General features: G+C 50.0%; 10 protein-coding genes, 2 tRNA genes and 3 rRNA genes. 8 read left to right on the plus strand and 7 right to left on the minus strand.

The annotated features are described in order from the left end of the window. Positions 1–32 precede the first annotated feature (32 nt). Positions 33–452 carry a group II truncated hemoglobin gene (locus AC53GJ_RS00170; RefSeq protein ID WP_496730525.1) on the minus strand — a complete coding sequence of 140 codons (420 nt, stop codon included), beginning with the start codon at positions 450–452 and terminating at the stop codon, positions 33–35. A 30-nt stretch (positions 453–482) separates the two neighbouring features. On the opposite strand from AC53GJ_RS00170, the gene aroE reads away from it, so the two are divergent. Further along, a complete protein-coding gene (aroE, locus tag AC53GJ_RS00175) occupies positions 483–1,292 on the plus strand; it encodes a shikimate dehydrogenase (RefSeq protein WP_496730527.1) in 810 nt (269 codons plus the stop codon). Beyond that, positions 1,289–1,540, plus strand: a complete 252-nt coding sequence (locus AC53GJ_RS00180) for a DUF1488 family protein (protein WP_496730528.1) — start codon at positions 1,289–1,291, stop codon at positions 1,538–1,540. The genes aroE and AC53GJ_RS00180 overlap by 4 nt, the downstream gene beginning before the upstream one ends. 54 nt (positions 1,541–1,594) lie before the next feature. Here the strand turns inward: AC53GJ_RS00180 and AC53GJ_RS00185 are convergent, their stop codons facing one another. Then, positions 1,595–2,128, minus strand: a complete 534-nt coding sequence (locus tag AC53GJ_RS00185) for a gamma carbonic anhydrase family protein (RefSeq protein ID WP_496730529.1) — start codon at positions 2,126–2,128, stop codon at positions 1,595–1,597. A 570-nt stretch (positions 2,129–2,698) separates the two neighbouring features. Between AC53GJ_RS00185 and AC53GJ_RS00190 the strand changes: the two genes are divergently transcribed. The 6 genes from AC53GJ_RS00190 to AC53GJ_RS00215 all read left to right on the plus strand — a co-directional run bounded on the left by AC53GJ_RS00190 (position 2,699) and on the right by AC53GJ_RS00215 (position 10,579). Next, positions 2,699–4,223 (plus strand): 16S ribosomal RNA (locus tag AC53GJ_RS00190). 207 nt (positions 4,224–4,430) lie between these two features. Next, positions 4,431–4,507: transfer RNA gene (locus AC53GJ_RS00195), tRNA-Ile, on the plus strand. Between the two features lie 12 nt (positions 4,508–4,519). Then, positions 4,520–4,595: transfer RNA gene (locus AC53GJ_RS00200), tRNA-Ala, on the plus strand. A 206-nt stretch (positions 4,596–4,801) separates the two neighbouring features. Next, positions 4,802–7,684, plus strand: a 23S ribosomal RNA gene (locus AC53GJ_RS00205). Positions 7,685–7,787: 103 nt separating this feature from the next. Continuing rightward, positions 7,788–7,902, plus strand: a 5S ribosomal RNA gene (gene rrf / locus AC53GJ_RS00210). The 16S, 23S and 5S rRNA genes sit together here with 2 tRNA genes alongside, the layout of an rRNA operon. A 643-nt stretch (positions 7,903–8,545) precedes the next feature. Continuing rightward, positions 8,546–10,579, plus strand: coding sequence for a S9 family peptidase (locus AC53GJ_RS00215; RefSeq protein ID WP_496730530.1), 2,034 nt, complete (start codon positions 8,546–8,548; stop codon positions 10,577–10,579). A 162-nt stretch (positions 10,580–10,741) separates the two neighbouring features. On the opposite strand, the gene AC53GJ_RS00220 is transcribed toward AC53GJ_RS00215, so the two are convergent. From AC53GJ_RS00220 to AC53GJ_RS00240, 5 genes are all read right to left on the minus strand, one after another. Continuing rightward, on the minus strand, positions 10,742–11,164 hold the full coding sequence (locus AC53GJ_RS00220) for a DUF3010 family protein (protein WP_496730531.1): 423 nt from the start codon (positions 11,162–11,164) through the stop codon (positions 10,742–10,744). A gap of 87 nt (positions 11,165–11,251) precedes the next feature. Continuing rightward, the gene (locus tag AC53GJ_RS00225) at positions 11,252–11,392 is read right to left on the minus strand and encodes a hypothetical protein (RefSeq protein WP_496730532.1); all 141 of its coding nucleotides are present in this window, start codon (positions 11,390–11,392) and stop codon (positions 11,252–11,254) included. A gap of 64 nt (positions 11,393–11,456) precedes the next feature. Further along, entirely contained in the window at positions 11,457–11,972 is a 516-nt protein-coding gene (locus AC53GJ_RS00230) for a hypothetical protein (RefSeq protein WP_496730533.1), read from the minus strand. Between the two features lie 129 nt (positions 11,973–12,101). Further along, the gene (locus tag AC53GJ_RS00235; RefSeq protein WP_496730534.1) at positions 12,102–12,983 is read right to left on the minus strand and encodes a LysR substrate-binding domain-containing protein; all 882 of its coding nucleotides are present in this window, start codon (positions 12,981–12,983) and stop codon (positions 12,102–12,104) included. 173 nt (positions 12,984–13,156) lie between these two features. Beyond that, positions 13,157–13,756: a class II aldolase/adducin family protein gene (locus AC53GJ_RS00240; protein ID WP_496730535.1), complete on the minus strand. Its 600-nt coding sequence runs from the start codon at positions 13,754–13,756 to the stop codon at positions 13,157–13,159. Between the last annotated feature and the right edge of the window lie 70 nt (positions 13,757–13,826).

Here is a 13,826-nt window from a genome sequence, read left to right on the forward strand (position 1 = left end):
GGCGTAGCGATTCATACCGCTACGCCAGCTTATTAATCTGCTTTGTTGATCATATGGCTGGCCAACTGACCTAAAGCCTCAGCTAAACCGGCCCGCAACATTTTGTCTGTCACCACTTCGGCTAAAGCCGTATTCATACAGAACATCCATTGATCACGTAGCGTCGGACTGACCGGAAAGGGCAGATGGCGTGCTCTTAACCGTGGATGACCGTATTGTTGTTCAAACAGCGCCGGGCCACCGAGCCAGCCGGACAGAAATTCATAGAACTTCTGCCGGATCACATCCAATGGCAGCGGATGGATAGCATATAACTCGGCCGCTTCAGGCGCCGTTGCCATAATGTCGTAAAAACGGTTGGCCAGTCGGCGTGTCGCATCTTCGCCACCAATCAATTGATATGGGGTGACTTGTGGTGTCGGGTGGCTCTTGCTATCGTCAGCTTTAAACATCTTTTTCAGCAACTTTATCATGGTGGTTAAGTGGACCGTTACGCAGTATTCGGAAACCCGATTGGGCATTCAAAATCGCCGTGGATCCATCGCCAGTTTGCGGCGCAAACGGGTCAGGATCTGCAATATGAGGCTATTTTAGCACCGCTTGCTGGCTTTGCCGACAGCTGGCAGCAGTTTGTCGCGGCTGGTGGTCGGGGTGGTAATGTCACAGTGCCGTTTAAAGAACAGGCTTTTGCACTGGCGCAAGTACTGAGTAGCAGGGCGCAGCAAGCGGGAGCTGTGAATACCTTGTATCTGGATCGACAAGGGCAGCTTTGTGGTGATAATACTGATGGCCTCGGCTTAGTGGCTGATTTGCGCCGGTTAGGGGCTGAGTTAGTGGGGGCCCAGCTGCTATTGTTGGGCGCCGGTGGTGCCAGCCGTGGTGTGATTGGGCCTTTATTAGCGGCCGGGGTGGCCAAGATCCACATCGCCAACCGGACAGCAACAAAAGCGCAAGCGATTGCGGCGTTATTTGGTCCGGAAGTAACTGCATCAGATTACAACGCCATACCGAATCAATCCTGGCCGCTGGTTATCAATGCTACCTCTAGTGGTTTGACAGGTGCTCGGCCCGAGCTGGCGCCGAATCATTTACAACATTGTGTATTGGCCTATGACATGATGTACGGCAAAGAACCGACGGCTTTTTTATGCTGGTGTCAGCAGCAGGGAGTCGCAGCCTGCGCTGATGGTTTAGGCATGCTGGTGGCACAAGCGGCGGAAAGCTTTTACCTTTGGCGCGGGATCAGACCTGACATCAGGCCGGTACTGGCGGCTTTACAGGCGCAGTTATGAATCAGCAACTGATCTTTAATCATGACTTTGTTTATGATGCCAGTTATCAGGCCGTTTGTTGTTCGGTGCTGCAGGCTGGTTTACGACTGAACATCCGTATCCGATTACCTGAAGGCTGGTTAGCCGATGCCTGGCTGACGCAGGTGAAGGAAGATGCGTTTTTTTGGGAAGATGAAATTGAAGCGGCGTTAGACGCAGAGCAAACCGATGCTGAGGGCGTGCTCTGGTTGGATGGCAGTATCGGTTAAGGTAAAACAGGGCTCGATGTTGCTACTATATATAGTGGCAACATCTAAGCTTGGTTATTGCTCTGCCAAGTACTCATCTTTTAATCGTACATAGTTGTCGGCAGATGTTTTCAGGAAAGCGCGTTCGGCGTCATTTAATGGCCTTGCTTGTTTGACTGGGCTTCCTACATATAAATAACCCGATGTCAGGGTTTTACCAGGTGGCACTAAACTACCAGCGCCAATAATGACATCGTCTTCGACCACAGCATCATCCATCACGATAGCGCCCATGCCAACCAGAATACGGTTGCCCAGAGTACAGCCGTGCAGCATACATTTATGGCCAACAGTTACATCCTCACCAATCAGGAGTGGAGAACCGGCCGGATTTTTCTGGCTGGGCCGGGATACATGCAGGACGGAACCATCCTGCACATTGGAGCGGGCACCGATGCGGATGATATTGACGTCGCCTCTGGCTGCAACTAAAGGCCAGATGCTGACATCTGCTGCTAATACGATGTCTCCGGCTAAAACAGCGCTTTCATCAACATAAACCCCCTGGCCAAGGCTTGGGCTTACACTTTTATAAGAACGTATAGTCATATCAAACTCCTGTGCTGATGCGAAATTATGCGACAATTGTTGGAAAAAAGCACCTTTCGTTTGAAAAAGAAGCTGTCACACCTGAAAGTGAAAGTTTTCTTTAAATCGCGCTTGCGCCCTGCTAAAAACTGTCTATAATGCGCCCCATGCCGACGGGGTGGTGCGAAAGCAGCAAGCCGGGTGAGTTTGAAGAAAGTTGAAAATGTCGATAAAAAGACGCTTGACACGAAATGAAAACTGACTAAAATGGCCGCCTCGCAGCGACGACAGGTTGAAAGGTCTGAAAGTTGTGGTGAGGTAGAAATCAGTAATGGTTTCTGAGGTAAGGCAGGTTGAGCAGAGAAGCTCATTTAAATAGTGAAATTCTCTGCTTGACTTAAATTCTGGGAAGTGTAACATACGCCTCCCGCTTCGTGGTCGAAGCACGCTCTTTAACAATTAGCAATCAATCATCTGTGTGGGCACTCGATTCATGAGATTCGCAAAACGAATTAACTGAGTATGAGTGACCAGATAGTAAAATATTTAGTCAGTAATACTGAGCAGCTACTTAGGTAGCGAAAAAACTTTTAATTGAAGAGTTTGATCATGGCTCAGATTGAACGCTGGCGGCAGGCCTAACACATGCAAGTCGAGCGGGGTTTTCGGACCTAGCGGCGGACGGGTGAGTAATGCGTAGGAAGCTACCCGACAGAGGGGGATACCAGTTGGAAACGACTGTTAATACCGCATAATGTCTACGGACCAAAGTGTGGGACCTTCGGGCCACATGCTGTCGGATGCGCCTACGTGGGATTAGCTAGTTGGTGAGGTAATGGCTCACCAAGGCGACGATCCCTAGCTGGTTTGAGAGGATGATCAGCCACACTGGAACTGAGACACGGTCCAGACTCCTACGGGAGGCAGCAGTGGGGAATATTGGACAATGGGCGCAAGCCTGATCCAGCCATGCCGCGTGTGTGAAGAAGGCCTTCGGGTTGTAAAGCACTTTCAGCGAGGAGGAAGGGTTGGTCGTTAATAGCGGCTAACTTTGACGTTACTCGCAGAAGAAGCACCGGCTAACTCTGTGCCAGCAGCCGCGGTAATACAGAGGGTGCAAGCGTTAATCGGAATTACTGGGCGTAAAGCGCACGCAGGCGGTTGGTTAAGTCAGATGTGAAAGCCCCGGGCTCAACCTGGGAATTGCATTTGAAACTGGCCAACTAGAGTACGTGAGAGGGGGGTAGAATTCCAAGTGTAGCGGTGAAATGCGTAGAGATTTGGAGGAATACCAGTGGCGAAGGCGGCCCCCTGGCACGATACTGACGCTCAGGTGCGAAAGCGTGGGGAGCAAACAGGATTAGATACCCTGGTAGTCCACGCCGTAAACGATGTCTACTAGCTGTTCGTGGTCTTGTACTGTGAGTAGCGCAGCTAACGCACTAAGTAGACCGCCTGGGGAGTACGGTCGCAAGATTAAAACTCAAATGAATTGACGGGGGCCCGCACAAGCGGTGGAGCATGTGGTTTAATTCGACGCAACGCGAAGAACCTTACCTACTCTTGACATCTAGCGAAGATTGTAGAGATACGATTGTGCCTTCGGGAACGCTAAGACAGGTGCTGCATGGCTGTCGTCAGCTCGTGTTGTGAAATGTTGGGTTAAGTCCCGCAACGAGCGCAACCCTTATCCTTAGTTGCCAGCACGTAATGGTGGGAACTCTAGGGAGACTGCCGGTGATAAACCGGAGGAAGGTGGGGACGACGTCAAGTCATCATGGCCCTTACGAGTAGGGCTACACACGTGCTACAATGGTACGTACAGAGGGAGGCAAGCTGGCGACAGTGAGCGGATCTCTTAAAGCGTATCGTAGTCCGGATCGCAGTCTGCAACTCGACTGCGTGAAGTCGGAATCGCTAGTAATCGCAAATCAGAATGTTGCGGTGAATACGTTCCCGGGCCTTGTACACACCGCCCGTCACACCATGGGAGTGGGTTGCAAAAGAAGTAGGTAGCTTAACCTTCGGGAGGGCGCTTACCACTTTGTGATTCATGACTGGGGTGAAGTCGTAACAAGGTAACCCTAGGGGAACCTGGGGTTGGATCACCTCCTTACCTATAGCGAACTGATGTTTCGAAGTGTCCACACAGATGATTGATTGCAGAGATAGAGCAAAACAGTTAGAGGCCATCAGGCTTATAACGAAGAATGTTTGGCTTAGTGCAAGGCGCAGGCTGAGCGAGCGAAGGAGTGTACTGTAGTACATGACTGAGTGAGCAAAGAATGCAACGCAGCAATAAGACGAACAGGCAAGTTAGAATTGGTCTGTAGCTCAGGTGGTTAGAGCGCACCCCTGATAAGGGTGAGGTCGGTAGTTCGAGTCTACTCAGACCAACCAAATTTTATATTTGGGGTTATAGCTCAGCTGGGAGAGCGCCTGCCTTGCACGCAGGAGGTCAGCGGTTCGATCCCGCTTAACTCCACCATTCCTTAGAAAGCTTCTAAAGAATAACTGATTGATTGCTCGCAAAATTCAAATCAAAGCGCACTTGTTGGTGTGATTTGATTTGAGTTTATCTCAAAATGCTCTTTAACAATTAGGCAAGCTGATAGTAGTAAAAATAAAGGTCAACAATTTTATTGTGAACCTTAAGCACAAACTTACGATTTCCAAGACAATTTGGGGTTGTATGGTTAAGTGACTAAGCGTACACGGTGGATGCCTTGGCAGTCAGAGGCGATGAAGGACGTGCTAACCTGCGAAAAGCTGTGAGAAGTCGGTAAGAGACGTTAGACTCACAGATGTCCGAATGGGGAAACCCACCAGATTTATCTGGTATCGTATGATGAATACATAGTCATACGAGGCGAACCGGGAGAACTGAAACATCTAAGTACCCCGAGGAAAAGAAATCAACCGAGATCCCCTTAGTAGCGGCGAGCGAAAGGGGGCTAGCCCTTAAGTTGGTGAAGAATTAGTGGAAGGCTCTGGAAAGTGCCGCGATACAGGGTGATAGCCCCGTACACGAAAAGTCTTCATCAGTGAAAACGAGTAGGACGGGACACGAGACATCCTGTTTGAATATGGGGGGACCATCCTCCAAGGCTAAATACTCCTGACTGACCGATAGTGAACCAGTACCGTGAGGGAAAGGCGAAAAGAACCCCTGTTAGGGGAGTGAAATAGAACCTGAAACCGTGTACGTACAAGCAGTGGGAGCCCCTTCGTGGGGTGACTGCGTACCTTTTGTATAATGGGTCAGCGACTTACATTCTGTAGCGAGGTTAACCGAATAGGGGAGCCGTAGGGAAACCGAGTCTTAACTGGGCGAATAGTTGCAGGGTGTAGACCCGAAACCGGGCGATCTACCCATGAGCAGGTTGAAGGTTGGGTAACACTAACTGGAGGACCGAACCCACTAATGTTGAAAAATTAGGGGATGACTTGTGGGTCGGAGTGAAAGGCTAATCAAGCTCGGAGATATCTGGTTCTCCTCGAAAGCTATTTAGGTAGCGCCTCGAGCGAATACCATTGGGGGTAGAGCACTGTTAAGGCTAGGGGGTCATCCCGACTTACCAACCCTTTGCAAACTCCGAATACCAATGAGTACTACTCGGGAGACACACGACGGGTGCTAACGTCCGCCGTGAAAAGGGAAACAACCCAGACCACCAGCTAAGGTCCCAAAGTCATGGTTAAGTGGAAAACGATGTGGAAAGGCATAGACAGCTAGGAGGTTGGCTTAGAAGCAGCCACCCTTTAAAGAAAGCGTAATAGCTCACTAGTCGAGTCGGTCTGCGCGGAAGATGTAACGGGGCTAAACCATGCACCGAAGCTGTGGACTTGCACTATGTGCAAGTGGTAGAGGAGCGTTCTGTAAGCCGTAGAAGGTGTCTTGTGAAGGATGCTGGAGGTATCAGAAGTGCGAATGCTGACATAAGTAACGATAAGGGGAGTGAAAAACTTCCCCGCCGGAAGACCAAGGGTTCCTATCCCATGCTAATCAGGGTAGGGTAAGTCGGCCCCTAAGGCGAGGGCGAAAGCCGTAGTCGATGGGAAACGGGTTAATATTCCCGTACCGACAGTACTGCGATGGGGGGACGGAGAAGGCTAGGCAGGCATGGCGTTGGTAGTCCATGTGAAAGTATGTAGGTTGGGTGTTTAGGAAAATCCGGACGCCTAAGACTGAGATACGAGACGAGCCACTAAGGTGGTGAAGCTGTTGATGCCACGCTTCCAGGAAAAGCCTCTAAGCTTCAGGTACTTGTCGACCGTACTCGAAACCGACACAGGTGGTCAGGTAGAGAATACCAAGGCGCTTGAGAGAACTCTGGTGAAGGAACTAGGCAAAATAGTACCGTAACTTCGGGAGAAGGTACGCTCTTGGGTGTGAAGGACTTGCTCCGTAAGCATCTGAGAGTCGCAGTGACCAGCTGGCTGCAACTGTTTATTAAAAACACAGCACTCTGCAAACTCGAGAGAGGACGTATAGGGTGTGACACCTGCCCGGTGCCGGAAGGTTAATTGATGGGGTTAGCGCAAGCGAAGCTCTTGATCGAAGCCCCGGTAAACGGCGGCCGTAACTATAACGGTCCTAAGGTAGCGAAATTCCTTGTCGGGTAAGTTCCGACCTGCACGAATGGTGTAATGATGGCCAGGCTGTCTCCACCAGAGACTCAGTGAAATTGAAATTGCGGTGAAGATGCCGTATACCCGCGGCTAGACGGAAAGACCCCGTGAACCTTTACTATAGCTTGGCACTGAACATTGACCCTGTATGTGTAGGATAGGTGGGAGGCTTTGAAGTTGTGACGCTAGTCACGATGGAGCCGTCCTTGAAATACCACCCTTGCATGTTTGATGTTCTAACGTGGGCCCCTAATCGGGGTTGCGGACAGTGTCTGGTGGGTAGTTTGACTGGGGCGGTCTCCTCCTAAAGAGTAACGGAGGAGCACGAAGGTTGGCTAAGTACGGTCGGACATCGTACGGTTAGTGCAAAGGCAGAAGCCAGCTTAACTGCGAGACAGACACGTCGAGCAGGTACGAAAGTAGGTCTTAGTGATCCGGTGGTTCTGTATGGAAGGGCCATCGCTCAACGGATAAAAGGTACTCCGGGGATAACAGGCTGATACCGCCCAAGAGTTCATATCGACGGCGGTGTTTGGCACCTCGATGTCGGCTCATCACATCCTGGGGCTGAAGTCGGTCCCAAGGGTATGGCTGTTCGCCATTTAAAGTGGTACGCGAGCTGGGTTTAGAACGTCGTGAGACAGTTCGGTCCCTATCTGCCGTGGGCGTTGGATGATTGATTGGAGTTGTTCCTAGTACGAGAGGACCGGAATGAACGAACCGCTGGTGTTCGGGTTGTCATGCCAATGGCACTGCCCGGTAGCTACGTTCGGAACGGATAACCGCTGAAAGCATCTAAGCGGGAAGCCGGCCAAGAGATGAGTCATCCCTTGTACCTTGAGTACACATAAGGGTTGTTGGAGACCACAACGTTGATAGGTGAGGTGTGGAAGCGTAGTGATACGTTAAGCTAACTCATACTAATTGCCCGAGAGGCTTAACCATACAACGCCCAAGTTGTTTTGCAGTAAGTGTGCGACTACTATCAAGAGCTACTAAGAATTAGTAATCAAAGCTTGTCTAAGTTAAAGAAGCTAAACAGTTTTTGCCTGGTGGCAATAGCGCTGTGGAACCACCTGAATCCATTCCGAACTCAGAAGTGAAACGCAGCTGCGACGATGGTAGTGTGGCAGATGCCATGCGAGAGTAGTACACCGCCAGGCTCCCAATAAATAAAAAAGCCCCAGTCGAAAGACTGGGGCTTTTTTATTTATCGTGATTCTGGCGCTGGAGTACTTGGAGAGTAGTACAGTGAAGCCCGAAATAGACAACGCCAACCATTTGGCGTTGTCCGGGCTGAACGGCCCTGAGCTCTGCGAAGGGCATGAAGGCTCCTCATAAAGCAAAAAGGCCCAGTCGTTAGACTGGGCCTTTTTGGCTTTATGGGATCTAGGCGGAATATTGGTCGAGCTTGGCATTGCCATGCGAGGTAGTACAGTGAAATCGGGGTTTCAAAAAGCCAACAATTTGGCTTTTTGCCGATTGAACGCCCTGAGCTCTGCGAAGGGCATGAAGGCTCCCAAACTCGCTAGGCTTTTTTATTTATCGTGATTCTGGCGCTGGAGTACTTGGAGAGTAGTACAGCGAAGCCGGGAATTAGAGAAGCCAACAATTTGGCTTCTCTCCGGCTGAGCAATCCCTCGCTCTGCGAAGGGCATGAAGGCTCCCAAACACCTTTGCTGCTAAATCCAATCGATAGATGCTCGCATTCAACTCAATAAAAGCTGTAACAGCCGCAACTGACTGGTCAGTTATCCCGGCTGCTGACTAGTATCGTGCTAAATCGGCAATTGTAGTGAGTTACTTGTGTATCGAATTATGCAGCATTTTGTGGTCGCGACCTGTCTTGGCAGCTGTTTGACAGTGAGTGCCAGTCAACCTTTGCAATACGAAGATGTTTTCCAGCTGGAGTTTGTATCACAGCCGCAGATCAATAAAGACGGCTCTGAAGTGGTGTTTGTGCGCAATCGTTTTGATCAGGCGCTGGACAAGCGCATGGGCTCTTTATGGCTCAGTCAGACCAAAACGGGCCAACTCAGGCCAATAGTGGCTGAACAGGCGGATATTAGTGCGCCACAATGGTCACCGGATGGTAAAAAGTTATTGTTTGTCTCTGCAGCTTCGGGCAAACCACAGATCCATGTGCGTTGGCTGGATAGCGGCCAAATGGGACAAATCAGCCATTTGCCTCATGCGCCAACCGATATTAGCTGGTCACCTGACGGTCAATGGCTGGTTTTTTCGATGTTTTCCCCAATACAGCGCAAGAATCCAGTGACCCTGCCGGGGAAACCTGAACAAAACGACTGGGCTAAAGCGCCGGTTTATATCGATACCATGCAATATCGGACTGATGGCCGTGGTTATTTAGCTGCCGGATACCGGCAGCTGTATTTGATGGCTGCGGATGGTGGCACTCCAATACAACTCACCAGTGGCGATTTTGATCATGCCGGTGCGATCAGCTGGCAACCGGATAGCAAAGGCTTTTATTTTTCAGTGAACCGCCAGTCTGATCAGCGGGCTCAGGCGCAGAATAGCGATATTTATCTGCTGACATTGGCTGATCAAAAACTCAGTCAAATCACCGATAGATTTGGTCCGGACCATTCACCCGCTTTATCCAAGGATGGCCAATGGCTGGCTTATCTGGGCTACGATGATAAAAAACTGGCGCACCAGGCCAATCAGTTATATGTCAAACATCTGCGCACAGGAGAAGTCAGGCCTTTAACTGCGAACTTAGACCGTCAGATTGACAGTTTCCAGTGGGACGCTGACAGCGACGGCATTTATATCCAATATGATGATCAGGGCCAGGGTAAAATAGCGCTGCAATCCCTGCAAGGCAACAGCAAAGTGCTGGTTGAGCAAGTCGGTGGCAGTTCTTACAGCCGGCCATATACGGGGGGCAGTTTCACCGTCTCTGCCAATGATAAAATTGCTTATACCCGCATGTCCAGTCTGGCTCCGGCCGAGCTGGAATTATGGCAGGCTGGCAAAATTAGTGCACTGACCAAGCTCAATGCTGATGTGCAAATGTCGCGTGATATCGGCAAAGTTGAAGAATTTTGGCTGGAATCATCGCTTGATCGGCGCAAATTGCAAAGCTGGTTAATATATCCGCCAGGCTTTGATCAAAGCAAAAAATACCCGCTTATTCTGGAAATTCATGGCGGTCCCCATACGGCCTATGGTCCGGGTTTTGCGATGGAATTGCAGTTGATGGCAGCGCAAGGTTATGTCGTGCTGTATAGCAATCCACGCGGTAGTACCAGTTATGGCATGGAGTTTGCCAATTTGATCCACCACAATTTCCCCAGTCAGGATTACCAGGATTTAATGGATGCAGTCGATGCGACCATTGCCAAGGGATTTATTGACCCGGAGCAACTATTTGTCACAGGCGGCAGTGGCGGTGGTTTGTTGACCAGCTGGATTGTTGGCCATACGGATAGATTTAAAGCGGCCGTGGCGGTCAACCCGGTGATCAATTGGTTTAGTTTTGTGCTGAACGCTGATATGTATAACTATTTCAGTCAATACTGGTTCCCTGGGATGCCATGGGAACAACCAGAGCATTATCTGAAACATTCGCCAATCAGTTATGTTGGCAAGGTGAAAACGCCGACGATGCTGCTGACCGGGGAATCTGATCACCGCACGCCGATTTCTGAAACTGAGCAGTTTTATCAGGCCTTACAGTTACGGGGTGTGGATACTGCGATGGTCAGGATCCCAGGGGCATCACATGCCATCCACCACAGACCCAGTAATATGATGGCTAAACCCGCCTATATTATTTATTGGTTTGAAAAATACCGGCCGAAAGCCAATTAATCTTCGCTGGCACCAGCGTGGCAACTTGTACTGTCGTTGCACCTAAACACAAGCAGCGGCACGTCCCTGTGATAGACCACGCCGGGAAACTATGACCAGACGTCCTGTCTGGTGGTCAGTCACAACTGAGGTTGTAGGGTACAGTTGTGTCTGTCGTGCTGTTTAATGGATCAGATAGGCATAAGCCGTGGTAAAAGCGGTTTCCTGAAACGCTTTTAAGCCAGTATCTTTAAATACCACTGGCACCGGATGCGCCGCTAGTTTGTCTTTGATGGCGGCATTGGTGCAAATTACAGTCTCTACTGTATTGATCAGTTGTAAGGCCGCTTCAATTTTAAAACCAACAGCAGAGCCAGCAAACTTACCTTTTTGTGCCCGTTCCCGAATAACAAACTTATCAATTTTGTAGTCTTCCGCCAGTTTTGCCATCGTAAACTGGAACTTGCGCATTTGTTCTGTATCCTGGTCTTTTTGCAGCGGGAAACGCACCTGACGGCAATCCGGCAGATCAAACAGGCCATTTTCCATTTCCATTAAACATAAAATGATTTCGCTGCCTTTTATATCAACACCACATACCCGCATTTTTCATTACCCACTGGATGATTAACCGGTGGTTATTATGCCATGTAACCCTAAGCGCAACCAGTTACAGTTCAGGCTAGCAGAGGGCTAGCGCTCATCATCCAGTTCGAATTGACTGATGGCCAGATGTTGATAAAAAAAGCACTGCTCCTGCCACCAGTGATAACAAGCCGTGACCAGCTGCGCCGGTGATAACCATGTCAAACTAAGCGGTGTGTAGTGCATCATGACCTCCGTTGTTGGTTGCAGGTGATGCTCCCTGTACAAGGAGCACCACCTTGGTAAATGCGGCTTATTTCGGTGCCGCCACTGAGGTGTGCATTGCTGCGACCAATGGCTGATTGATTCTGGCCGTCAGTTTTTCCAGGTTATGGCTGATCACAGCATGATCGGCCAGGGCATCTGCCCGCTGAAAATCCGCCAGCGCGCCAAGATGATCGCCAGTTAAACTTTTGGCAACACCGCGATTGCTATAAGCGTATGAACGTAATTCACGCTGCGATGCCGAGCCTTTTAGTTTGCCGTCCCGCCCTGCAACAACCGCCTGATGACAAGCGGTATTCGCTTCTGACCACCGTTGTTGTTTGCTATACAACACACATAAATTCATTTGTCTGGCAAATCGATCCGCCGGTAATGCTGGTGCCTGTGCCACTGTAGCAGGGTCAATGCTGTTCGCACTGATCAAGGCTGCCAGCGGATCTTCGGCAATCACCACCATTTGATAAGCTTGCTCAGTTGCGCTACCGGCAAAACTGACCAACAACAAAGAGGTGGCCCATAAGCGACGTTTCAGTATCAGTTTCATGGTTGAACTCCCGGTTGTTACACGGCAACACCTGTTGCCGTTGCAGCAAGAATAGGGTTGTTCCCTTATGTCTTACAAACGAGAAAAATCGACCTGACAGCTGAATCGGATTCAACTGTCAGCTGATGCTTAACGGAACTTTTCCAATACCCAGTTCGTTAATAACTGAATTTCCGGTCTACTGTCGTCGGCTTCATGTTGCACCAGATAGTAGTGATCCCTGGTATGGAGTTCATCTTCAAACAACCGGACCAGGCTGCCATTGTCAAACCAGGCCTGGCTGATCGGCAATGGGATCAGTGCAACGCCAAGCCCCTGCTGTGCCGCCCGGGCCACGCTAAACATACTGTCGAGCTGAATAATTTGTTTAGGCCGAAAATCATCATAACCTGCTTGATCTGCCCATTGATGCCAGCACCAGGGTCTGGCCTGATGCACGATCAGCGGCACGGTTTCCAGTGCAGGTAGCCCGCCATCTGTGGCCTGTAACCGCTGATACCAATCCTGGCTACAGGCCGGTACATAGCTGATGGGAAACAACTGATGACTGGGTTTGTCGGTTGGTTTACTGCTGGCCAGTACAATTTGCAGATCGGTGTGGCGACTGCTTTCCTGTCGAGACTTCACGGTTTCCAGGCGCAGATTAATTGCCGGATGCTGCGCTGACCAACCCACCAGTCTGGGTACAAAAAACTCGCTGGCAAAAAACTCCGGTAAGGTAATACTGACAACCTGCTCCCGCTTGGTTTGGCAAAATTCGCTGATAGTACTCGCCAGACCCTGCATTAATGGCTGGATCGACTGATAAAAACGCCGTCCTTCACTGGTCAGCACCACGGCCCGGGTTTGGCGTTCAAATAAGCTAAAACCCAAACTTTCTTCCAATTGTTTAATTTGATGGCTGACCGCCGAAGGTGTCAGATACAACTGGCTGGCCGTTTCTTTAAAACTTAAACATTCGGCGGCGACGCAAAAACAGCGTAAACCGCGTAATGGGGTATGAATGGGCATCGGATTCGATCAGCAGTAAACAAGGATTGCCCTGAGACAGCAACTTATGCACCAAAAATTAAGTTATTGTTTTAGATTGATAAATTTTATTTGTTTTGTACCTATTGAGCTGGGGATGGGCAACAGTGCGCTGTTCTGGTGCAAGTGCCTGATGAAAGTACAGCACAAAGCATTCAGTGTTGATGTTTCAGTAATTCCAGCTCACAGTGCAATAAAAAGTCCCAGGCTTCCAGTTGACGTCTGGCTTGTTCTGGTTGTTCGGCCCAGACAATCAAGCCCAGGTTACGGACTAACAAGGCCGATAATCCCAACTGATGTTGCTGCTGTACTAACTGCTGCAACTGTGCCAGATCGGTGGCATCAGTCAGCATGGCCAGCGTCAGCTGTTGTTGTGGATTTTGCTGCAGTACATGTTGTAACTGATAACCGACAAACTGATGCTGGTTGGTCTGAACCAGCTTACTAAATAACAGCGCACTGCTGGATTGCACCTGCAGCACCACTTTCGCCTGGTGAACCTGCTGATAAATGCTGGTATGTAACTGATGGGTGACGACTACGGGCTCAGCGGTGGTTGTCGGCCAGCAAAGTGGTTGCAGATCCTGTGGACTCAGTTCAGCTTTGTCTTTGTGATGGGGTGTGATGAGTGCTTGCTGCAAAGCGGTCCGGATTGAAAAACTACCGCTGCCGGCAGGTACCCATTGCCGCGCGCTGATCCAGCGACCGAGCGTACACAAAGCAATGGCATAGGGATTTAATTGGTTGGTTGTCATGTTCATCTTTATGTTTAGACGTCTATACGTGAAACTGTCTGAATGATACCACTGGCCTCAGGCTCAGGCC

This window comes from Rheinheimera sp. B2H12 (assembly GCF_059620065.1).